A 21,331-nucleotide genomic window follows, 5' to 3' on the forward strand; every position below is an offset into this window, starting at 1 on the left:
CACAACAGGTCATGTGTTGATAGGAAACGAGGACAGTGAAATAAAATTTAACTGATCGGTGATCAGTGCGCGTCCCACTCGCGCATCCGCACCCGGCAGTGCTTCATCGCGTTGACGATGTGTTTTTCCACCAGCGCACGGGAAATGCACAGGCGCTCGGCGATCTGCACGTGGGTCAATCCGTCGAGCTTGCGCAGCATGAAACTGTCGCGGCACGCCGCCGGCAGCTCGGCGAGGGCGCGTTCGAGCAGTTCCAGGCGCTGGCCGTGGTCGTGGGTGGCGTGGGGCGAACAGGGGGCGAAGCGTTCTTCGCTGTCCAGCACATCCAGCGGCTCGACCTGGCGCAAGGCGTTGCGCCGATGGCCGTCGATCACCAGGTTCAGGGCGGTGCGGTATAAAAAGGCGCGGGGTTGTTCGATGGGGGTGTCGCTGGAACGTTCCAGCACCCGGACATAAGCGTCATGCACCACATCCTCGGCAACCTGGCGGTTGCCCAGCTTGGCGTTGAGGAAACACACCAGCTCGCGATAGTAGTTTTCCAACATGACTCCCGACCGCCGAGTGGCGGCATTAGGTCCTTGAGTGCGAAAAAGACAGCGTATGAGGTAATGGCAGTTTGGGTGCGTGCAATTTATAGTAATTCTCATCTACTTTTAAAGCAGACTTGCACCGATGGACGATTATTTTTCTTCAAAGGACCTGTAACCGCGTGTGTAACAGCCTAAATCCCCGGGCAATTCTCTCGTTTAACTGTCAGCTCTGCGCAACTGCGCTCCGAACTTTCCTGGCTGGAACCTAAGCATGAAACGCCCTCGCCCTGCCCGACGCGCCTTGCTTGTTATCGCGTGCCTGATCCCCCTCATCGCCGTTGCCGCCTGGCAAGTGTTGCCGCCGGGGCGTGACACGCTCACCACCGTCACCGTCAGCCGCGGCAATATCGAAAACAGCGTCACGGCCCTCGGCACCCTGCAACCGCGTCGATATGTGGACGTGGGCGCCCAGGCCTCCGGGCAGATCCGCAGGATTCACGTCGAAGCCGGCGATCAGGTCCAGGAAGGCCAGTTGCTGGTGGAAATCGACCCGTCCACGCAAAAGGCCAAGCTCGACGCCAGCCGCTACGCCATCGAAAACCTCAAGGCCCAGTTGCAGGAGCAGAAAGCCCAGCACGAACTGGCGCGCCAGAAATACCAGCGCCAGCAGCGCCTGGCGGCCGGCAACGCGACCCGTGAAGAAGATGTGCAAACCGCCAAGGCCGAATTGAGCGCGACCCAGGCGCGGATGGACATGTTCCAGGCGCAGATCCTCCAGGCCCAGGCCAGCCTGCGCAGCGACGAAGCGGAACTGGGCTATACGCGCATTTATGCGCCGATGACCGGCACCGTGGTGGCGGTGGACGCGCGGGTCGGCCAGACCCTCAACGCCCAACAGCAGACGCCGTTGATCCTGCGTATCGCCAAGTTGTCGCCGATGACCGTGTGGGCGGAAGTCTCGGAAGCCGACATTGGCCACGTCAAACCCGGCATGACCGCCTATTTCACCACCCTGAGCGGCGGCAACCGGCGCTGGACCAGCACCGTGCGGCAAATCCTGCCGATCCCGCCCAAGCCGTTGAATGAAACCCAGGGCAGCGGCAGCCCCAACAGCTCCAACAAAAGCGGCAGCGGCCGCGTGGTGCTCTACACCGTGCTGCTGGATGTGGACAACAGCGACAATGCCTTGATGGCCGAAATGACCACCCAGGTGTTCTTTGTCGCGGGCGCCGTGAAGGACGCGCTCACCGTGCCGGTCGCTGCGTTGCAGGGCACCTCGAGCGCCGATAGGCAGATTGCCCGCGTAGTGGCGGCAAACGGGCGCATCGAGGAGCGCGAAGTGCGCCTGGGCATCAGTGATCGCCTGCGCGTCGAAGTGCTCGACGGCCTGCATGAAGGCGATCACCTGCTGATCGGCCCGGCCGACGGCAACGGGGGTTGAGGTGACCACGCCCCTGATCGAACTCAAGCACATCCGCAAATCCTACGGCGGCGGCGACAGCCCGCAGGTCGACGTCTTGCGCGGCATCGACCTGTCGATCCACGCCGGGGAATTCGTCGCGATTGTCGGCGCGTCCGGCTCCGGCAAGTCCACTTTAATGAATATCCTCGGCTGCCTCGACCGGCCCACAACCGGCGACTACCTGTTCGCCGGCGAAAATGTCGCGCACCTGGACAGCGATGAGCTGGCCTGGCTGCGCCGTGAAGCGTTCGGCTTCGTGTTCCAGGGCTACCACCTGATCCCGTCGGGTTCGGCCCAGGAAAACGTCGAGATGCCGGCGATTTATGCCGGCATCAGCGCCGCCGAACGGCACGCGCGCGCCAAGGCCCTGCTCACCCGCCTGGGCCTGGCCGACCGCACCGGCAACCGTCCGCACCAGTTGTCCGGCGGCCAGCAGCAGCGCGTGTCGATTGCCCGCGCCTTGATGAATGGCGGGCACATTATCCTCGCAGATGAACCCACCGGCGCCCTCGACAGCCACAGCGGCGCTGAGGTGATGACCTTGCTCGATGAGCTGGCGAGCCAAGGCCACGTGGTGATCCTGATCACCCATGACCGCGAAGTCGCGGCGCGGGCCAATCGCATCATCGAGATTCGCGACGGCCTGATCATCAGCGATTCGGCCGAGGCCGACAGCTACGTCCCCGCACCCGCCAGCAACGGCGCCTTGCAGGCCGTGGACCTGCGCCAGCGCCTGGCCGACGGCGCCGAGCACAACGGCGCCTGGAAAGCCGAACTGATCGACGCGGTGCAGGCCGCCTGGCGGGTGATGTGGATCAACCGTTTCCGCACGGCGCTGACCCTGCTGGGCATCATCATCGGCGTGGCGTCGGTGGTGGTGATGCTGGCGGTCGGTGAAGGCAGCAAGCGCCAGGTCATGGCACAGATGGGCGCGTTCGGCTCCAACATTCTTTACCTCAGCGGTTCGTCGCCCAACCCGCGCACGCCGCTGGGTATCGTCACCCTCAATGACGTCGCGGCGCTGGCGGCACTGCCGCAGGTCAAGCGCATCATGCCGGTCAACGGCACCGAGGCCGGGGTGCGTTTTGGCAATGTCGACTACATGGCCTATGTGGGCGGCAATGACACCAACTTCCCGGATATTTTCAACTGGCCGGTGGTTGAGGGCAGTTATTTCACCGCCGCCGATGAGCGCGCCGGTGCCACGGTGGCGGTGATTGGCCACCGCATCCGCGAAAAGCTGTTCAAGGGCCAGGTCAACCCGATCGGCCAGTACATCCTGATCGAGAACGTGCCGTTCCAGGTGATCGGCGTGCTCGCGGAAAAAGGCGCCAGTTCCGGCAACAAGGACAGCGACGACCGCATCGCCATCCCCTACACCGCCGCCAGCGTGCGCCTGTTTGGCAGCTACAACCCCGAATACGTGGTGATCGCCGCCGCCGATGCGCGCAAGGTCCACGAGGCCGAGGTGGCCATCGACGCGCTGATGCAAAAGCTGCACAACGGCAAGCGCGACTACGAGTTGACCAACAACGCCGCGATGATCCAGGCCGAGGCGCGCACCCAAAACACGCTGTCGTTGATGCTCGGCTCGATTGCGGCGATTTCGCTGTTGGTCGGCGGCATCGGCGTGATGAACATCATGCTCATGACGGTGCGCGAGCGGACCCGCGAAATCGGCATCCGCATGGCCACCGGCGCGCGCCAGCGCGACATCCTGCGCCAGTTCCTCACCGAGGCGGTGATGCTCTCGGTGGTCGGCGGCCTGTGCGGCATCGCCCTGGCCCTGCTGGTGGGCGGCGTGCTGGTGCTGGCCAAGGTGGCGGTCCAGTTTTCCCTGGTGGCGGTCCTTGGCGCATTTGGTTGCGCGCTGGTCACCGGCGTCGTATTCGGCTTTATGCCGGCCCGTAAAGCTGCCCGGCTCGATCCGGTTAAGGCATTGACCAGTGAATAAACCATCCCTGCCCACGCACCTGTCCCTGCTCAGCCTGTGCCTGATGTTGAGCGCCTGCACCGGCAGTCCTGGCGCCATCGACAGCGGTATTGCGCCGCCGGCCGCCTGGCAATTTGCCGAGCGCGACGCGACCCAGGCCACCAACCAGCGCTGGTGGACGCACTTTGGCAGCCCGCAACTCAATCGCCTGGTCGACCAGGCGCGGCGTGACAGTTTCGACGTCGCCGCCGCCATGGCCAGGGTCCGCCAGGCCCAGGCCAGCGCAGTGATTGCCGGCGCGCCGCTGCTGCCCGAGGTCAAGCTGAATCTCGACACCAGCCGCCAGAAACTGCTGCGCGGCAAGGGCGGACCGAGCCTGGACGCGTCGCAAAGCGATGAGGTTGTCGACAACTTCGGCGCCAACCTCACCGCCAGTTATGAAGTGGATTTCTGGGGTGGCCGCGCGGCTGCGCGCGACAGCGCCCTGCACAGCCTGCGGGCCAGCGAGTTTGACCAGGCGACGGTGGAACTGACCTTGCTTGCCAATGTGGCCGACCGCTACGCGCAAACCCTGGCAGCCGTTGAGCGCGAACAGATTGCCCAGCTCAACCTGGCGAACGCGCGCAACGTGCTCGACCTGGTGCAGACGCGCTACGACGCCGGCTCCGCCACGGCCCTGGAACTGGCCCAGCAGAAAAGCCTGGTGGCCAGCCAACAACGGCAATTGCCGCTGATCGAGCAATTGGCCGAAGAGTCGCGGATCACCCTCGCGGCGCTCCTCGGCCAACCGGTGCAAGCCCTCGACCTGGGCGCCGAACCATTCCAGGCACTGAGCTGGCCGACCATCGGCGCTGGCCTGCCCAGCCAATTGCTCAGTCGGCGCCCCGACATCGCCAAGGCCGAGGCGCAGCTGGCGGCGGCACAAGCCGACGTCACCGTGGCGCGGGCGGCCATGCTGCCGGCCGTGACTCTCGGTGCGACCCTTGGCTCGGACGCCTACAAAGCCGCAGAAATGCTGCGCAGCCCGTACTACACGCTGACCGCCGGGCTGGTCGGGCCGATCTTCAACAACGGCCGTTTAAGCGCCGAGCGCGACAAGGCCCGCGCCCGCCAGGATGAACTGCTGCAAACCTATCGAGGCGCGATCATCAACGGCTTTGCCGATGTGGAAAAAGCCCTCAGCAGCATCACCCGCCTCGACCAGCAGCGCGAATGGCAAAGCGAAGAGCTGCAACAGGCGCAGACCGCGTTCCAGATCGCCGAGAGTCGCTACCAGGCAGGCGCCGAGGACTTGCTGACAGTGCTGGAGACCCAACGCACGCTGTACGCGGCCCAGGACTTGAACGTGCAACTGCGGCTGTCGCGCCTGCAGGCCAGCATCGCCTTGTACAAAGCGCTGGGGGGCGGCTGGGAGACTGATATCCGCTAAACAAAACTCCACTTTCGTACACGAGCTGTTTTCTCGACCTACATTCTTCAACCCAGGTCCTTGGTAAAAAAGCCGCCATCACACGGCTGCCCAGGACCTCCTGATGACTGTTGCAAAACACCTCGCTTGTGGCGGTATCTGGCTGATGGCAAGCACCGCCCTGGCCCAGCCACTCATCACCGAAAGCGCCATCGACTGGCTGCTCGACTGCCCCATCCCCCAGGTCGAACACCTGGACCCCGAAGTGCTGGCGCGCACCCAATGCGGCGTCGTCAGTGTCCCGCGCAACTACGCCGCGCCGCGCCAAGGCAACCTGCGCCTGTATGTCACCCGTGTCGGCGCGCGCGATCCGCTGAGCCGTGAAGGCGTAGTGTTCGCCCAGGCTGGCGACACCACCCGGCGCAACCGCAGCGGCACCTTCGCCGTGCAACTGGCCAGCCGCTGGGGTGCCTATTCCAACCAGGCTTATCGCACGCTGCTCAATCGCTATGACGTGATCGAACTCAGCCCGCGCGACCTCAAGCACAAGAATGGTCTTGAGCAGGCCGTGCGCGACATGGAATTCGTGCGGGCCCAACTCGGTGACGCGCAGCTGCACTACCTCGGTAACGCCGGCGCCACGCGCTTGGGCAGCCGCTACGGCGCGCTGTTTCCCGACCGCGTCGCGCGCATGGTGCTGGTGAATGCCGCGCCCGGCGAAAAGGCCGCGCCCCGGGTTGCACAATTGCACCTCAAGGACACCGCCACGCCAGGCCCCAGCGGCTGCGTCAACCAATGGGTGGGCGACTTCCTTGCCTATGGCAAGCAGCCGCCGGCGTCGACGCGCTGCCTCGATTCAGGCGCTTGGGAGTAGCGCGCCGTTTGCGACCTGTTGCGGCCGAAAACGACACCCTGCGTTGACGCTGCGACCCAATCGTTATTAAGTGCTATTTATCCGCATTAATACGATAAATCGAACCCATGCTAAGCCGCCCGCTACGACGCAAACGCCAGAAGCTGTCCGATGTGATTGTCGAGTCGGTCAAGCGCTCTATCGTCACCGATGCACTCAAGCCCGGCGATCGCCTGCCCACCGAGCGCGAGCTGATGGAAAGCTTCCAGTGCTCCAAGGGCTCGGCCCGCGAGGCGCTCAAGGCGCTGGAAGTCGAGGGCCTGGTGAGCACGCGCACCGGCCCCAGCGGCGGCGCCTACCTCAACCAGGCGGGCACCGAGCCGGCCAGCCGCGCCTTGCGCAACTACCTGCACTTCCAGCATCTGGATGGCGAGCAGGTCTACCAGTTGCGCAAGGTCATCGAAGTGGAACTGGCCGTCTCGGTACTCGGGCGCCTGAGTGAAGACGACTACCAGGCCCTGCAGGACAACGTGGATTTCTGCAGCGCGCCGGAAGACAGCGAGGCCGGCCAGCGTGAACAGCGCCTGGCGGAACTGGAGTTCCACAACCTGCTGGCCAAGGCATGCCCCAACCCGTTGCTGAGCTTCATGGCGCAGTTCCTCAATGACCTGCTGCGTGACCTGGTGGTGCTGAAAAAGGCCTACAAGCCCAAGCGCAAGCAGTTCGACGCGGCCAACCTCGACTATCACAAACAGTTGCTGAGCGCGTTTCGCGCCGGCGATGAAAAAGCCGTGCGCAGCCTGATGCACGAACACATGTGCGACGCCGAACACCACATGACCGCGCTGGAAGGCCAGGTCAGCCCGCATTTTCTACTGGAGTTCGATCACTCTTAACAACACCACAGACCCAGTGTGGGAGCGGGCTTGCTCGCGAATGCGCGGGGTCAGCAAAGCATCCGGAGACTGATGCACTGCATTCGCGAGCAAGCCCGCCCGCACATTTTCTGACCGCGTTTCGCCTCAATAAAAAGGCCTGCCCACAGGCCCTGCTCCACCGTATCGCCATTGCTACTCCTGCCAATAACTAAACCAGGGAGTCACCCCATGCAGCGTCGTACGTTGTTGAAAGCCAGTCTCACCGCCGCCGCCGCCCTCAGCCTTCCGCTGAGCGTGCGTTCGGCATTCGCCGCCGAGCCCTTTACCTTTTACGGCCTCAAGTCCATGTCCGGCGCCTTTGCCAGCTATGGCAAGTTTGCCGACATGGGTTCGCGGCTGGCGGTGGAACAGCACCCCGAAGTGCTCGGTCGCCCGCTGAATTACAAGGTGATCGACACCGAAGGCAACGCCGGCAAGGCCGTGCGCAAGGTCCAGGAAGCCATCCAGCAGGACGGCGCGCGGTTCTTCCAGGGGTGCACGCTGTCGTCGTCGGCGCTGGCCGTGGCCAAGGAAGTGGACAAGGTCGGCGGCGTGTTCATGACCCCGGTGGGTGCCGACGAAGTCACCGGCAAGGACTGCAACAAGGCGACGTTCCGCTGGTCGGTGCCGACCTACGGCGCGATCCGCGAAACCATGGTGCCGCTGATCAAGCTGCTGCCGGACGCCAAGCGCTGGTACACCATCACCCCGCAATACGTGTTCGGTGAAGCCCTGCTCGAAGGCGCCAAAAATGTCCTCAAGGAACACGGCCTGGAGCACGTGGGCAACAGCTATCACTCGTTGCAGGAACAGGAATTCTCCGGCTACCTGACCAACGCCATCTCCACCAAGCCCGACGTGCTGGTGCTGCTGAATTTCGGCAGCCAGTCGTCCAACACCCTGCGCCAGGCGGTGAACTTCGGCATCAAGGAGCGCATGAAAGTGCTGCTGGTGTGGTCTGCCGGTCTCGATCAATTCCAGGAACTGGGCAGCGATGTGCTCGAAGGCGTGTATCTCGGCGCGCAGTACTGGCACCAGGTCGACACCCCGCTCAACCGCGAGCTGGTCAAGCTGACCCAGGCCAAGTACGGCATCAACCCCACCTACCCGCTGGCCGCTGACTACATCAGCACCAAGGTCATGCTCGAAACCATCATCGCCACCGGCAGCTTCGACGGGCCGACCGTGGCCAAGGCCATGCAAGGCCTGAGCTACGAAGGCCCGACCGGCAAGGAATCGATCCGCGCCGGCGACCACCAGGTGATCAAGGACTACTACCTGCTGATCGGCAAGGCCGCCGGCGACATGGCCGACAAGGACGACCTGGCCAAGGTGCTCAGCGCCGGCCAGTCCTTCCCGCCGGTGGACGCCACGGGCTGCACGCTCGCCTGACCCGCTGACTCGCTAAACACGACAGGGCCGCGTTCGCGGCCGCCTGTCCGAGGGTTTCTGCATGCTTAATCTTTATCTGTTCCAGATACTCAACGGCCTGGGATTGGGGATGATCTACTTCCTGATCGCGGTCGGGCTGACGATAATTTTCGGCCTGCTCAACTTCGTCAACTTCGCCCACGGTGCGTTCTTCCTGCTGGGCGCCTACATCTGCTACACCGCCGTGAGCCTCACCGGCAACTTCTGGCTGGCCCTGCTGATCGCGCCGCTGGTGGTGGCTGCGTTGGCGTGGGTGATCGAGCGCCTGTTAATCCAACGGATTTACCACCTGCCACACATGTTCCAGATCCTCGTCACCCTGGGGATCGCGCTGATCATCCAGGAAGCCAGCGTGATGATCTGGGGCCCGGTGGGCAAGAGCGTCGCCGTGCCGGAACTGCTGCGCGGGGTGCTGGTGGTCGGCGACTTCGTCTACCCCTACTACCGACTGTTCCTCATCGTGTTTTCCGGGCTGGTCGGCCTGGGCCTGTGGCTGCTGCTGGAACGCACGCGCTTCGGCGCACTGGTGCGCGCCGGCAGTGAAAGCACCGAAACCGTGTCGCTGCTGGGCACGAATATCTTCCGCCTGTTTTCCATGACCTTCGCCCTCGGCGTGGCGCTGGCCGGTGTCGCCGGCGTGCTGTTTGCGCCGTTGCGCGGCGCGCAGCCCTTTGTCGGCCCGGAGATCCTCGGCGTGGCCTTCGTGGTCGTGGTGATCGGCGGCATGGGCTCGTTCAGCGGTGCGCTGGTCGGCGGTTTGCTGGTGGGCGTGGTGCAGAGCCTGATGACCACACTCTGGCCCCAAGGCGCGAGCCTGATGATCTACGGCGCAATGGCCGTGGTGATTCTGGTGCGCCCTTACGGCCTGTTCGGGAGAGCCTGACATGAGCGAGAAAAATCCGCTGCCGTTTGCCAAGACCCAATCCAAAGCCATGTTGCTGTGGGTACTCGCGGTGCTGATCGGCCTGCCCTTGGTGCTGCCCTCGGCGACCCTGGCCACCGAGATCCTGATCTTTGCCATGGCCGCCCTCGCCTGCAACCTGTTGCTCGGCTACACCGGGCTGCTGTCGTTTGGCCAAGGCATCTTCTTCGGCGCCGGCGCCTATTGCGCGGCGCTGCTGATGATTCATCTGCAACTGGGCCTGTTCACCGCGTTGCTCGGTGCTGCCGTGGCCGGTGGCTTCCTGGCCTTGCTGGTGGGCGCCCTGGCGATCCGGCGCACCGGCATCTACTTCGTGATGCTGACCTTGGCGTTCAGCCAGATGGCCTACTTCGTGGCCTACACCTTGAGCGACTGGACCGGTGGCGACAACGGCCTGCTCAGCGTGCCGCGCCCGGAAATCCGCCTCGGCGACACCGTGCTGCTGTCGCTGGCCGACGCCCGTGCGTTCTATGGGTTTGTCGCGGTGCTGTTCCTGCTGATCTTCATCGGCGCACGCCGGGTGATCGCTTCGCCATTCGGCAGCACGCTGATGGCGATCCGCGAAAACGAAACCCGCGCCTCGGCCATCGGCTACGACACCCGCCACTTCAAGATCCTGGTGTTCGTGCTGTCCGGCGCGGTCACCGGCATCGCCGGCGCGCTGTACGCGATGCTTCTGCACTTCGTGCCGCTGTCGAATATCGACCTGGCGATGTCCGAGAACATCCTGATCATGACCATCGTCGGCGGCACCGGCTCGCTGTTCGGCTCATTGCTGGGGGCCGGTTCCATCGTACTGCTGGGGGATTTTCTCTCCGACCTGTGGCCGCGCTGGCTGATGCTGCTGGGGGTGATCCTGATCCTGGTGGTGATCTTCATGCGCGGCGGGTTGTGGGGAGGCCTGGCGTCGCTGTTCGAGAAGGTGCGAGGCCCGCGCAAGGCCGCTGTCATCACCAAGGAGGAAGTGCTATGAGCATCCTGCTGGAAACCAAAGACCTGGAACTGGCCTACGGCGCGTTCCATGCGGTGAATGGCGTGAACCTCAAGGTCGAAGCCGGCACCATCCACACCATCATCGGCCCCAATGGCGCGGGCAAGACCAGCCTGTTTCATTGCCTGACCGGTGAGCGCCAGGCCACTGCCGGGGCGATCCACTTCGACGGCAAGAACCTGATGCGCAAGCCCGCCCACGGCCGCGTCGGCCTGGGCATGGCGCGCTCGTTCCAGCTCACCAGCCTGTTCCAGAACCTCAGCGTGCGCGAGAACCTGCGCCTGGCTGCACAGGGTCGCGACGGTGCCCGCGCGCTGAACTTCTGGCGCCGGGTCGACAGCAAGCGCGAACACCTGGAGATGGCCGACCAGGTGCTCGAGCGCCTGCAGCTCAGCGCGCGTGCCGACACCTTGGCCGGCGAGCTTTCCCATGGCCAGCAACGCGTGCTGGAGGTGGGCATGTCGATCTGCTCGAAACCGAAACTGTTGATGCTCGACGAGCCCACCTCGGGCATGGGCATCGATGACATTCCGATCATGACCCAGCTGATCAGCGACCTCGGCCGCGACCACACGGTGCTGCTGATCGAACACAACATGAGCATTGTCATGTCGATCAGCCAACGCATCACGGTGATGAGCCACGGGCAGATCCTGGTGGAAGGCACGCCGGAATTCGTGCGGGCCGATGAACGTGTGCGCACGGCTTATCTTGGGGAGGCTGCCTGATGCTGATCGTCGACAATATCCATTCCTACTACGACAAGAGCCACGTGCTCGAAGGCGTGTCGCTGACCGTCAACCCCGGCGAGCTGGTGACGCTGCTGGGGCGCAACGGCGCCGGCAAGACCACCACGCTGCGCAGCATTCTCGGGATCATCTGCCCACGCCAGGGCCAGATTCACTTCAACGGCCAGGCACTGGTGGGCCAGAAGATCTTTGAAATCGCGCGCCAGGGCTTGGCACTGGTGCCGGAGAACCGCGGGATTTTCCGCCTGCTCACCGTCGAGGAAAACCTGCGCATCGCCGCGCGCAAGACCAGCCGCTGGCAGCTGGAAGACGTCTACGGCATGTTCCCGCGCCTCAAGGAGCGGCGCAAAAACGCCGGCCACGCGCTGTCCGGCGGCGAGCAGCAGATGCTCGCCATCGCCCGCGCCCTGCTCAACGATCCCAAGCTGCTGATCCTCGACGAACCCACCGAAGGCCTCGCCCCGGTGATCGTCGACGAGCTGGTGAAGATCCTGCGCAAGGTCAAGGACGACGGCCTCCCCGTGCTGCTGGTGGAACAGAACCTGATGGTCTGCGACAAGCTCGCCGACCGCCATTACGTGCTCGAACAGGGCCGCGTGGTCTACGAGGGCAGCGCCGCCGCCTTCCGCGCCGACCCGACCATCAAGAACCGCTACCTGGCCCTGAGCGCCTGACCGGAGAACACTGATGAATAGCTTTGCGCAACCGCTCCAGAGCAATGCCCCACTGATCAATCGCGACCGCCTGTGGCAATCGCTGATGGACCTCGCCCAACTCGGCGCTACGGTCAAGGGCGGCGTGTGCCGCCTGGCCCTCACCGACCTCGATCGCCAGGCCCGCGACTTGTTTGTGCAGTGGTGCGAGGCCGCCGGGTGCAGCGTGAGTGTCGACGCCATCGGCAATATTTTTGCGCGTCGCCCTGGGCGCAACCCGGCCCTGGCGCCGGTGATGACTGGCAGCCATATCGACACCCAGCCTACCGGTGGCAAGTTCGACGGCTGCTACGGTGTGATGGCCGGGCTGGAAGTGATCCGTACCCTCAATGATCTCAACATCGAAACCCAGGCGCCGATCGAGGTGGTGGTCTGGACCAACGAGGAAGGCTCGCGCTTTCCGCCCTGCATGATGGGCTCCGGGGTGTTTGCCGGGAAATTCGACCTGCAGGACACGCTCGACAAGCTCGACGACCAGGGCCTGTCGGTGGGCGCCGAGCTGCAGCGCATCGGCTATGCCGGTTCCCGTGCGGTGCTCGGCCATCCCGTGGGGGCGTATTTCGAGGCGCATATCGAGCAGGGCCCGGTGCTGGAAGACCAGGCCACCACGATTGGCGTGGTGATGGGTTGCCTGGGCCAGAAGTGGTTCGACCTGACCCTCACCGGCGTCGAAGCCCACGCCGGCCCGACGCCGATGCACCTGCGCAAGGACGCCCTGGTCGGCGCCGCCGAGGTGGTCAGCGCGGTCAACCGCATCGCTCACCAGCAGCAACCTCACGCCTGTGGCACCGTCGGCTGCCTGAGCCTGCACCCCGGCTCGCGCAATGTGATTCCCGGCCAGGTGCACATGACCCTCGACTTGCGCCACCTGCATGCGGACAAGCTGCAAGCGATGGTCGATGAAGTGCGCAGCGTGATCGAAGCCAGCGCGGCCCGGCATGGGTTGACGTTCGAGCTGACGCCGACCGCCGACTTCCCGCCCCTGGACTTCGCCCCGGCGTGCGTCAACGCCGTGCGCGACGCGGCAGGCGCGCTGGGTTTGAGCCACATAGACATCGTCAGCGGTGCCGGGCATGACGCGATTTTCGTCGCCGAACTCGGCCCGGCCGGGATGATTTTCGTGCCGTGCGAAGGCGGCATCAGCCACAACGAAATCGAAAACGCCGCGCCGGATGACCTCGCGGCAGGCTGCGCGGTGCTGTTGCGCGCCATGGTCAATGCGGCGCAGGGGGACCGGGCATGAGTGAGATGGGCCAACTGACGGCGGTGCAACTGCTGCAGCATTTTCGCGACAAGACCTTGTCACCAGTGGACGTCACCGAGGACGCCCTGCTGCGTATCGAACGCTACAACCCGGTGGTGAACGCCTACTGCCACGTCGACCCCGAAGGCGCGCTGCAGGCTGCGCGAGCCTCGGAACAGCGTTGGTTCAGGGGCCAGCCCTGCGGCGCGCTGGACGGTGTACCGGCGTCGATCAAGGACCTCACGCTGACAATCGGCATGCCCACCCGCAAGGGCTCGCGCACCTCATCCGCCGAAGGGCCGTGGGACGTCGACGCGCCGTTCTCCGCCTTGATGCGCAAGGCCGGCGCCGTGCTGCTGGGCAAGACCACCACCCCGGAGTTCGGCTGGAAAGGCGTGACCGACAACCCGCTGTACGGCATCACGCGCAACCCGTGGGACACACGCACCACGGCGGGCGGTTCGTCCGGCGGCGCCGGTGCAGCAGCGGCGTTGAACCTCGGCGTATTGCACCAGGGCAGCGATGCCGGCGGCTCGATCCGGATTCCGTGCGCGTTTACCGGCACTTTCGGGATCAAGCCGACGTTCGGTTATGTGCCGCAGTGGCCGGCCAGTTCCATGACGATTCTGTCGCACCTGGGGCCGATGACCCGCACCGTGGAAGACAGCGTGTTGATGCTGCAGACCATCGCCCAGCCGGACGCGCGGGACGGCCTGATCGGCGCGCCGCGGACGACGCCCTGGTTGACGGGCGCTGCGGACCTCAAAGGGTTGCGCGTGGCCTATAGCCCGACGTTCGGCTATGTGAAGGTCGATCCGCAGGTTGCGAGGGTCGTGGCCCAGGCAGTCGAGGGATTGGTGCAATTGGGCGCCCATGTCGAGCAGATCGATCCAGGCTTCAGCGACCCACTGGAAGTGTTCAATACCCTGTGGGCCGCCGGTGCCGCGCGCCTGACCGGCGCCATGAGTGATGCGCAAAAACAGCTGCTGGACCCCGGTCTGTTGCGCATCGCACAACGCGGTGAACAGCTAACCCTTGGCGACTTCAACGACGCCCTCGAAGCCCGCGCGGCGCTGGTGGCGAAGATGGCCGCGTTCCATGAGCATTACGACATACTGGTGTCGCCGATGCTGCCGATCACCGCGTTCGACGCCGGGCACAACGTGCCGCCGGCTTCCGGGATGCAGGCATGGATGGAGTGGACGCCGTTTACCTACCCGTTCAACCTGACCCAGCAACCGGCGGCATCGGTGCCATGCGGGCTGGCGGCGAATGGTCTGCCGGTAGGGTTGCATGTGGTGGGCGCGCGGTTTGCCGATGAACAGGTACTGAAGGTCTGCCAGGTGTACGCCAAAGCGTTCCCCACACCGCACTTGCAAGCGCCGCAGACCTGAAGTGGACTCAACTGGGGGGGCTTTCGGAGGTGGCAGGTCAGCCAACCCCCCTATCGCCCATGCCGCCGCCTTCGTAGCCTCGCCAAGGCTCGGCAGCTCCCACACTTGAGCTGCGTCGCGCCGGCTACTGCGATGCCACAGGGGATTGAAATAAGGCCGACACCGCCAACCCCCTGTGGGAGTTGTCGAGCTTTAGCGAGGCTGCGAAAGCGGTGTGCCAGGCGCAGAAAACGCCAGCAATACCGCCGCCTTCGTAGCCTCGCTGGGGCTCGACAACTCCCACACTTGAGCTTCGTCGCGCCGACTACTGCGATGCCACAGGGAATTGAAATAAGCGCGACTCCGCAAATCCCCTGTGGGAGTTGTCGAGCCCCAGCAGGCTGCGAAAGCGGTGTCTCAGGCGCAGAAAATGCCAGCAATACCTCCACCTTCGCAGCCTCGCCAAGGCTCGACAACTCCCACACTTGGGCTGCGTCGCGCCAACTACTGCGATGCCACAGGGAATTGAAATAAGCGCGACTCCGCAAATCCCCTGTGGGAGTTGTCGAGCTTTAGCGAGGCTGCGAAAGCGGTGTCTCAGGCGCAGAAAATGCCAGCAATACCGCCGCCTTCGCAGCCTCGCCAAGCCTCGACAACTCCCACACTTGAGCTGCGTCGCGTCTTACATGGCGATCACACAAGGGGTTGAAATCAGGCCGACACCGCCAATTCCCTGTGGGAGTTGTCGAGCTTTAGCGAGGCTGCGAAAGCGGTGTCTCTGGCGCAGAAAATGCCAGCAATACCGCCGCCTTCGCAGCCTCGCCAAGGCTCGACAACTCCCACACTTGGGCTTCGTCGCGCCGGCTACTGCGATGCCACAGGGGATTGAAATCAGGCCGACACCGCCAATCCCCTGTGGAAGCTGTAGTGGGCACCGGCCCCGGTCTTGATCGCATTCCATTACACTGTGCCCATTCATTCCCGGGGGTTTCATGGACATCGAACTGGCACGCACTTTCCTCGAAATCACCCGCTGCGGCAGTCTCGCCGCCGCGGCCGAGAAGCTGCACGTTACCCAGACCGCCATCACCGCGCGGGTCAAGAGCCTGGAAAGCCAGTTGGGCAGCACGCTGTTTATCCGCAACCGCGCCGGTGCGCGTCTGACCGCCGACGGCGAGGCCTTTGTGGTGTACGCCAACCAGCTGCTGCAAACCTGGGAAGCCGCGCGGCGTGACCTGCCGTTGCCCGATGGCTATCGCAACGTGCTGCATATCGGCGGTGAGGTGAGCCTGTGTAACCCACTGATGCTCGGTTGGGCCCAGGCCCTGCGCGAACAGATCCCTGGGCACGCGCTGCGCACCGAAGTGCGTGAGGGCGAATACCTGCTGCGCCAACTCGAACTCGGTGTGCTCGATGCCGCGCTGGTGTTCCAACCCCAATATTGGCCTGGGCTGCAGGTCGAGCAGGTGCTGGAAGAAAAACTCATCCTGGTGCAGTTGGTGAGCAAGCCGGACCCGTACGTGTACATCGACTGGGGCCCGGGCTTTCGCCAGCAGCATGACGCCGCCCTGCCCGACCGGGCCCGTGCCGCGCTGAGTTTCAACCTCGGGCCGCTGGCGTTGCAGTACATCCTGGAGAATGGCGGCGCCGGCTACTTCCGCACGCGGGTGGTGCAAAGCTACCTGGACAGCGGCGTGATGCAGCGCGTGCCCAAGGCCCCGGAATTCAACTTCCCGACCTTCGTGGTGTATTCGCGGGCGCGCGACTCGGCAGTGCTGCAACAGGCCCTGGCGTTGCTGCGTGACGTGGTCAAGGCCGAGAGTGACTGGTCGCAACGCTGGGACCCCTTGATTTAACCCGCGCACGGGGCAAAAACTCGCACAATTGCGCGCACCAACTAAGCTCAGTTTCCAATAAAAAAACCCTGAGCTGCCCGCCATGCCCCATCCCACCGAGACCTTCCGCGCACGTTACCGCGCGGCCGTCAGCCCCCTCTACAACCCCTGGCTGCACGCCAGCTTCGTCCTCGGTTATGGGGCGTTGTGCATCACCCTGGCCTGGTCCTCCACGGAAAACATCACCGCGCTCCAGTGGCTGAGCGTTCCCCTGACCCTGGTGTTTTTCAACCTGTGCATCTACCTCGTGCACCGTCACCTCGGCCACCACAAACACGCCCTCGCCCGCTTGTTCTACGCCCGCCACACCGGCGATCACCACAGTTTCTTCACCCCCGGGCACATGACCTACGACAGCCCCAGGGACTGGCGCGTGATCCTGTTCCCGGCCTGGCTGATCGTGCTGCACAGCCTGGCAATCACGCTGCCCGCCTGGTGGCTGCTCAAGCAACTGAGTCCCAACGTCGCCGGGCTGTTTGCCGGCTGCATGATTCTCGGCTACTTGCTGTACGAAGTGTTCCACGCCTGCGAGCACTTGCCTGTCGAGCACCCGCTGGTGCGCCTGCCGTGGATTCGCCAGATGCACCGCCTGCACGCGCTGCATCACCGCCGCGAGCTGATGCAGGGGCGCAACTTCAATATCGTCATGCCGCTGATGGATTACCTGTTCGGCACCCTGTACTGGGAGCCCGGCGCCCACGACAACCAGGAATCGTCATGAGTACCCGTCCCAGAAAACTGCGTCATCTGCTGTTTGTGTTGCTGCTGGTGGTGATCGCGTTTCTGCTGCTGATGCCCACCAAGGTGCAACCGGTGAACTGGACACCGCCCAAGGCGCCCTCCCTGCAGGACGGCGCCTACGCGGAAAACCAACGCCTCAAGGGCGTGCAGAAAATCGGTGCCCAGGGCATCGACGGGCCCGAGGCGTTGCTGATGGATGCCCAGGGATTGCTGATCAGCGGGCTGCACGACGGGCGCATCATCCGTACCTCGCCCGACAGCCGCAGCCTGGAAGTGCTGGCCAATACCGGCGGGCGCCCGCTGGGCATGGCGCTGCACCCGGATGGGCGCTTGATCATTGCCGACGGGATCAAGGGCTTGCTCGCACTCGACGCCCATCGCCAACTGACGTCGCTGAGCACCGCCGCCAATGGCGTGCCCTTTGGCTTTACCGATGACGTCACGGTGGATGCCAGCGGGCGTTATGCCTACTTCAGCGATGCTTCAAGCCGCTGGGGTTATGGCCAGGACGGCGAGGCAGTGATCGAGCACGGCGGCGACGGCCGGCTGCTGCGCTATGACTTCAGCAACGGCAACACCGAGGTATTGCTCGACCAGTTGCAATTCGCCAACGGCGTGGCCCTGGGGCCGGAGGAAAACTATGTACTGGTAAATGAAACCGGTGCCTATCGCATCAGCCGCTATTGGCTCAAGGGCGAGCGCGCTGGGCAGCACGACCTGTTTATCGACAACCTGCCCGGTCTGCCGGACAACCTCAGCTTCAACGGCCAGGACCGCTTCTGGGTGGCACTTTACTCGCCGCGCAATCCACTGCTGGACAGTTTTGCCGGCTACCCACTGCTGCGCAAAGTCATGGTGCGGGCGCTGATGGTGGTGCCCAAGCCGATCGAGCGCAAAGCCTTCGTGCTGGGGCTGGACACCGACGGTAACGTCATCGCCAACCTGCAGGATGGCAGCACCGGCAATTACTCGCCGATCACCACCGCCCGGGAGTATGGCGAGTGGCTGTACCTGGGTTCGCTGAAGAGCACGAGCATGGCGCGCCTGCCGTTGAAGCTGGCGTTGGCGCCATAACGCAAAAAGGGCATACAGGCGCCTGGCCTGTATGCCCTGGGTACTACGGGTCAATCATGTCAGCTCTTGGTGCTGCTCAGCAGGGTCTGCTTGCACAGGTGGCCAAAACTGACGAACTGGGTATTCTCGCCACCGACACCGATGCCCGGGTATTCCAGCACTTCCATGCGCCACACGCCGTAGTTGAAGTCGGTACGCCAGGTGTTGTTGTAGCCCTGGGAGTAATCGACAAAGGTGGTCTGGAAATCACCGCCGCTGCACGCGCCCACATTGATCGTGCCAGAGGCTTGCCCCGAGCTGTCGGTCGCTGCCGAATACGCCTTGTAGACGATGTCGCCGTTGGCCGGGTCGATCCGCTGGTCGAGATAGACGATCGGGTGCAGGCCCACCAGCGGTGCACCGGTGCTGTCCGACAGGCCCATGGTCCAGGTCAGGTCCCGATAGGCTTGGGTGGTCATGTAGCCATAGCCCACGTTGGAAGCCGAATACGGGATGCGCAACACGTTCGCCTCGCCCTTCACATCCGGGCTGTTGACCCGCGGGTTGGAACCAAACGACAGGTTGTACTTGCCCGTCGCGCTCCACGGCTCATTGGGGTGCTGGTTCGGCCGCACACGCACCTTGACTACGCCACCGACGCCCGGGCTGGGGATCGAGGTCGACACGACGTTGGCACCCACGGTGACCCACTGGCCGCCATCGAAACGCTCGAGGATCCACTTGTTACGCGTGCTGCCACTGGCCGCATCGGCCGTCAGCGCAATACCGACACTTTGCCCACGGACGGCGGTGAAATCGAAGTAATCGACGTCATCCAGGCTGTCGGCATTGCCGTTGATGTAGTTCAGAGTGTCCGGCAGTTGGAAGGCTGTGTCCGGGGTGTCATTGGGCTCATAGGCGTCGAGGTTGGTATCGACCGCAACCCCGAACTGAAAGCTCGACCCCTGGACCGCCGCGTTGGCCTCCATGAACCAGTAGTAGTCACCGGCCGGCACCACGCCGCCAAGGCTTTCATCGCCGGTGCCGGGGTTATTGGAAGTGCCCAGGGGCAGCGGATTGCCCTGGCCATCGTCCTGGAACAGCGACAACGACATATCGGTGCCTGCGGTCTGGTTGACCAGCAGAACGTTGATCCGCGCTTTCTGCGGCAGGTTGAAGTGGTAGCACAGCAGGTCGCCGGTTTGTACGCCATTGATCGTGTAGAGAGAGTTGATATCCAGCGTCTGTTCACAACCCTGGACCAGCGCGGCCTGTACGGCGGGTGCCGACTGGGCCGTGGCTTTTTGTACCTTGGTCACCCTGGCCGGCGCGGTGTTGTCTTCGACCACCGAATCGGCTTTCGCCTTGGCGGCAAACAATGGTTTCTTCTGCTGGGCCCCCGCCAGCAGTTGCTGCTTGAGGGCAGCCGTCGCCTTGTTGGCGTTGATCTTCACAGCGCTTTTCAAGCTGTGCTTGACCGTGGGAGAAGCCGCTTGCGCAGCCAGGTGAGGGTATTGTTCAGCGAGGGCAAAGGCCGAGACAAAGCAGGTGGCCGCCATGGCCGCGCCCAGCATGAGAGCTTTTTTCGATTTCATTTTTTATCCATCCATAGTTAAAAACTGAAGGTCAGGTGACATCCGGTCACCTGGGATGGAATGTAGGATAAGACTGGATGGATGTACAGTATTTTTATGAAAAAAATGCAGCCCCTTTCAGATGGGGATGTCGGCCCATCTACGCCAAACAGTCCAAACGACTGTTGCGATAACCCAAATAAAGCCAACGTAATAGGGCCACAACACCCAACGCTTCAGTCCTAATGGAACAGACGCCAGCTCGGCCTCGGTCACAACACCTGCTTTCACATAGCGTGCCGAGTCAGATAGGAAATCAAACATCAACAGCATGCGGTATTGCCTGTCGATCCATCGGTTTCGTCTCCAGAATCGCTTATTGGCGCGGACCCTTTCGTTATGACTGAAATAACCTTCCACCTCGTCGAGTTTTGTATATTCGGCAAACAGCGCCAGCCCCAAAACGACAAACGCCCCAACAAAATGCACAATGGTGAAGGCAAGAAAAAACGACACGATTAAGCCCCCTCTGGCTCGAAGATCAAATCACCGTTGACCTCCAGGATCTTTCCACCCAATAAGGCACCTTCATCACCTAGACCAGAGCCTACCGCCTGCCCACCCGCAGCGCCGCCAATAACTGCGCACGCAAGCGCACCTTGGCCCTTCATCGAAATACCCAAAAATAGGTGACAAGCACGAAGAGCGAAGGCTGCACCATACTTTCCCCCGACAGCCGCCCCCGCCACTCCCCCACCAACCTCCCCGTCTCAACATATTTCGCCCTTCTGCACTGCGCCTCCCGTCCCGTCACACACGCCTCCTTGATCTCCAGCCCGGTCACGCCCACATCCAGCGCGATGCCAATGAAAGTCCCTTTACCCAACCACTTCGACATCTGCGCAATCTCGCGCATGCGCTGTGCATATCCCGCAATCTCGCCTTTATGCAGATAGCTCCTGGTCGAAATCCCCAGCACCTTCTTCAACGACTCATTGCCCTGCAACCCCGTGCCGAACCGTGCCGCGCCTTGCAGTTGCAGATCCAAGCGCCGGAACAAGGCCTGGCGCTGTTTGATAAAGCCGTCCCGGTCCAACGCACCGTCCTTCAAGCGCTGATGCAACCGCTCGATGCCCTCCAGGGTCTGCGCCATCTCATTCAGATGCCGCGACCAGGCCGATGTCGCACTGCCGATACCCATCGAGCCGTAGGCCATGAAGCTCTGCAGCAAGTCATAGTTGCCGATCAATTCCCTGCCCGCCGAGGTATCCATTTCCAGGTTGCGGCGAACGGTTTCGGCATGGCGCATCAACCAGGCTTCCTCGCCCGAACAGCTCACGCTGTACGGATCGGGAATAATCACCAATTGACCCGGCGCGACCAGGCCGGGGCGCAGGTGACGGTTGAGCACATCAAAATGATCGGAGCGCTGCTGGCTCGGAGCGCCGCCCATGAGGCGGGATTTCAAATGGGTGTAGTCCGTTGTGCGGTCGTTGATATAGCTCTGCGCCATGCCCTACATCCGAGATGCAAAGAAGATGGC

General features: G+C 63.4%; 18 protein-coding genes and 1 pseudogene. 15 read left to right on the forward strand and 4 right to left on the reverse strand.

What is annotated here, in order from left to right; genetic code table 11:
• Positions 1 to 62: 62 nt before the first annotated feature.
• The gene (locus tag JFU04_RS18780; protein WP_065904000.1) at positions 63 to 545 is read right to left on the reverse strand and encodes a sigma-70 family RNA polymerase sigma factor; all 483 of its coding nucleotides are present in this window, start codon (positions 543 to 545) and stop codon (positions 63 to 65) included.
• Positions 546 to 801: 256 nt separating this feature from the next.
• Between JFU04_RS18780 and JFU04_RS18785 the strand changes: the two genes are divergently transcribed.
• The 15 genes from JFU04_RS18785 (at position 802) to JFU04_RS18855 (ending at position 18,235) form a co-directional block, all read left to right on the forward strand.
• Positions 802 to 1,971, forward strand: coding sequence for an efflux RND transporter periplasmic adaptor subunit (locus tag JFU04_RS18785; protein ID WP_201145312.1), 1,170 nt, complete (start codon positions 802 to 804; stop codon positions 1,969 to 1,971).
• A gap of 1 nt (position 1,972) precedes the next feature.
• The gene (locus tag JFU04_RS18790; protein ID WP_065904006.1) at positions 1,973 to 3,946 is read left to right on the forward strand and encodes a MacB family efflux pump subunit; all 1,974 of its coding nucleotides are present in this window, start codon (positions 1,973 to 1,975) and stop codon (positions 3,944 to 3,946) included.
• A gap of 43 nt (positions 3,947 to 3,989) precedes the next feature.
• Entirely contained in the window at positions 3,990 to 5,354 is a 1,365-nt protein-coding gene (locus JFU04_RS18795) for an efflux transporter outer membrane subunit (protein WP_120450779.1), read from the forward strand.
• Between the two features lie 103 nt (positions 5,355 to 5,457).
• Positions 5,458 to 6,207: an alpha/beta fold hydrolase gene (locus JFU04_RS18800; RefSeq protein ID WP_201145314.1), complete on the forward strand. Its 750-nt coding sequence runs from the start codon at positions 5,458 to 5,460 to the stop codon at positions 6,205 to 6,207.
• Between the two features lie 107 nt (positions 6,208 to 6,314).
• A complete protein-coding gene (locus JFU04_RS18805) occupies positions 6,315 to 7,082 on the forward strand; it encodes a FadR/GntR family transcriptional regulator (RefSeq protein WP_065904017.1) in 768 nt (255 codons plus the stop codon).
• Between the two features lie 210 nt (positions 7,083 to 7,292).
• A complete protein-coding gene (locus tag JFU04_RS18810) occupies positions 7,293 to 8,495 on the forward strand; it encodes an ABC transporter substrate-binding protein (protein WP_065904020.1) in 1,203 nt (400 codons plus the stop codon).
• Between the two features lie 61 nt (positions 8,496 to 8,556).
• Entirely contained in the window at positions 8,557 to 9,417 is an 861-nt protein-coding gene (locus JFU04_RS18815) for a branched-chain amino acid ABC transporter permease (protein WP_015884776.1), read from the forward strand.
• Position 9,418: 1 nt separating this feature from the next.
• Entirely contained in the window at positions 9,419 to 10,429 is a 1,011-nt protein-coding gene (locus tag JFU04_RS18820; protein WP_065904023.1) for a branched-chain amino acid ABC transporter permease, read from the forward strand.
• Positions 10,426 to 11,175 (forward strand): ABC transporter ATP-binding protein, encoded by a 750-nt coding sequence (locus JFU04_RS18825; protein ID WP_015884778.1) that lies wholly within the window; start codon positions 10,426 to 10,428, stop codon positions 11,173 to 11,175. Before JFU04_RS18820 ends, JFU04_RS18825 begins: the two co-directional genes overlap by 4 nt.
• Positions 11,175 to 11,870, forward strand: a complete 696-nt coding sequence (locus JFU04_RS18830) for an ABC transporter ATP-binding protein (protein ID WP_106803310.1) — start codon at positions 11,175 to 11,177, stop codon at positions 11,868 to 11,870. Before JFU04_RS18825 ends, JFU04_RS18830 begins: the two co-directional genes overlap by 1 nt.
• Before the next feature lie 13 nt (positions 11,871 to 11,883).
• The gene (locus tag JFU04_RS18835; protein WP_201145316.1) at positions 11,884 to 13,152 is read left to right on the forward strand and encodes a Zn-dependent hydrolase; all 1,269 of its coding nucleotides are present in this window, start codon (positions 11,884 to 11,886) and stop codon (positions 13,150 to 13,152) included.
• The gene (locus tag JFU04_RS18840) at positions 13,149 to 14,546 is read left to right on the forward strand and encodes an amidase (protein WP_201145318.1); all 1,398 of its coding nucleotides are present in this window, start codon (positions 13,149 to 13,151) and stop codon (positions 14,544 to 14,546) included. The genes JFU04_RS18835 and JFU04_RS18840 overlap by 4 nt, the downstream gene beginning before the upstream one ends.
• Before the next feature lie 971 nt (positions 14,547 to 15,517).
• Positions 15,518 to 16,381: a LysR family transcriptional regulator gene (locus tag JFU04_RS18845; protein WP_065904037.1), complete on the forward strand. Its 864-nt coding sequence runs from the start codon at positions 15,518 to 15,520 to the stop codon at positions 16,379 to 16,381.
• Positions 16,382 to 16,463: 82 nt separating this feature from the next.
• Complete coding sequence (locus tag JFU04_RS18850) at positions 16,464 to 17,141, forward strand: sterol desaturase family protein (RefSeq protein ID WP_201145320.1); 678 nt, start codon at positions 16,464 to 16,466, stop codon at positions 17,139 to 17,141.
• Complete coding sequence (locus JFU04_RS18855) at positions 17,138 to 18,235, forward strand: SMP-30/gluconolactonase/LRE family protein (protein ID WP_201145322.1); 1,098 nt, start codon at positions 17,138 to 17,140, stop codon at positions 18,233 to 18,235. Before JFU04_RS18850 ends, JFU04_RS18855 begins: the two co-directional genes overlap by 4 nt.
• 59 nt (positions 18,236 to 18,294) lie before the next feature.
• Here JFU04_RS18855 and JFU04_RS18860 read toward each other — a convergent pair whose 3' ends face one another.
• The 3 genes and pseudogenes from JFU04_RS18860 to JFU04_RS18870 form a co-directional block, all read right to left on the reverse strand.
• Positions 18,295 to 19,809 (reverse strand): hypothetical protein, encoded by a 1,515-nt coding sequence (locus JFU04_RS18860; protein ID WP_201145324.1) that lies wholly within the window; start codon positions 19,807 to 19,809, stop codon positions 18,295 to 18,297.
• Positions 19,810 to 19,926: 117 nt separating this feature from the next.
• The gene (locus JFU04_RS18865; protein ID WP_201145326.1) at positions 19,927 to 20,304 is read right to left on the reverse strand and encodes a hypothetical protein; all 378 of its coding nucleotides are present in this window, start codon (positions 20,302 to 20,304) and stop codon (positions 19,927 to 19,929) included.
• Positions 20,305 to 20,306: 2 nt separating this feature from the next.
• Positions 20,307 to 21,301, reverse strand: a pseudogene (locus JFU04_RS18870) (hypothetical protein).
• Between the last annotated feature and the right edge of the window lie 30 nt (positions 21,302 to 21,331).

This window comes from Pseudomonas sp. TH21, from assembly GCF_016651025.1.
Classification (GTDB): Bacteria; Pseudomonadota; Gammaproteobacteria; order Pseudomonadales; family Pseudomonadaceae; genus Aquipseudomonas; species Aquipseudomonas aylmerensis.

Excerpts from the sequence above, each read along its gene's own strand:
- JFU04_RS18850 (WP_201145320.1), top strand. The coding sequence starts at position 16,464 with ATGCCCCATCCCACCGAGACCTTCCGCGCACGTTACCGCGCGGCCGTC.
- JFU04_RS18795 (WP_120450779.1), top strand. The coding sequence starts at position 3,990 with ATGTTGAGCGCCTGCACCGGCAGTCCTGGCGCCATCGACAGCGGTATT.
- JFU04_RS18810 (WP_065904020.1), top strand. The coding sequence starts at position 7,293 with ATGCAGCGTCGTACGTTGTTGAAAGCCAGTCTCACCGCCGCCGCCGCC.
- JFU04_RS18845 (WP_065904037.1), top strand. The coding sequence starts at position 15,518 with ATGGACATCGAACTGGCACGCACTTTCCTCGAAATCACCCGCTGCGGC.
- JFU04_RS18825 (WP_015884778.1), top strand. The coding sequence starts at position 10,426 with ATGAGCATCCTGCTGGAAACCAAAGACCTGGAACTGGCCTACGGCGCG.
- JFU04_RS18830 (WP_106803310.1), top strand. The coding sequence starts at position 11,175 with ATGCTGATCGTCGACAATATCCATTCCTACTACGACAAGAGCCACGTG.
- JFU04_RS18815 (WP_015884776.1), top strand. The coding sequence starts at position 8,557 with ATGCTTAATCTTTATCTGTTCCAGATACTCAACGGCCTGGGATTGGGG.
- JFU04_RS18860 (WP_201145324.1), bottom strand. The coding sequence starts at position 19,809 with ATGAAATCGAAAAAAGCTCTCATGCTGGGCGCGGCCATGGCGGCCACC.
- JFU04_RS18780 (WP_065904000.1), bottom strand. The coding sequence starts at position 545 with ATGTTGGAAAACTACTATCGCGAGCTGGTGTGTTTCCTCAACGCCAAG.
- JFU04_RS18820 (WP_065904023.1), top strand. The coding sequence starts at position 9,419 with ATGAGCGAGAAAAATCCGCTGCCGTTTGCCAAGACCCAATCCAAAGCC.
- JFU04_RS18805 (WP_065904017.1), top strand. The coding sequence starts at position 6,315 with ATGCTAAGCCGCCCGCTACGACGCAAACGCCAGAAGCTGTCCGATGTG.
- JFU04_RS18800 (WP_201145314.1), top strand. The coding sequence starts at position 5,458 with ATGACTGTTGCAAAACACCTCGCTTGTGGCGGTATCTGGCTGATGGCA.
- JFU04_RS18855 (WP_201145322.1), top strand. The coding sequence starts at position 17,138 with ATGAGTACCCGTCCCAGAAAACTGCGTCATCTGCTGTTTGTGTTGCTG.
- JFU04_RS18840 (WP_201145318.1), top strand. The coding sequence starts at position 13,149 with ATGAGTGAGATGGGCCAACTGACGGCGGTGCAACTGCTGCAGCATTTT.
- JFU04_RS18835 (WP_201145316.1), top strand. The coding sequence starts at position 11,884 with ATGAATAGCTTTGCGCAACCGCTCCAGAGCAATGCCCCACTGATCAAT.
- JFU04_RS18785 (WP_201145312.1), top strand. The coding sequence starts at position 802 with ATGAAACGCCCTCGCCCTGCCCGACGCGCCTTGCTTGTTATCGCGTGC.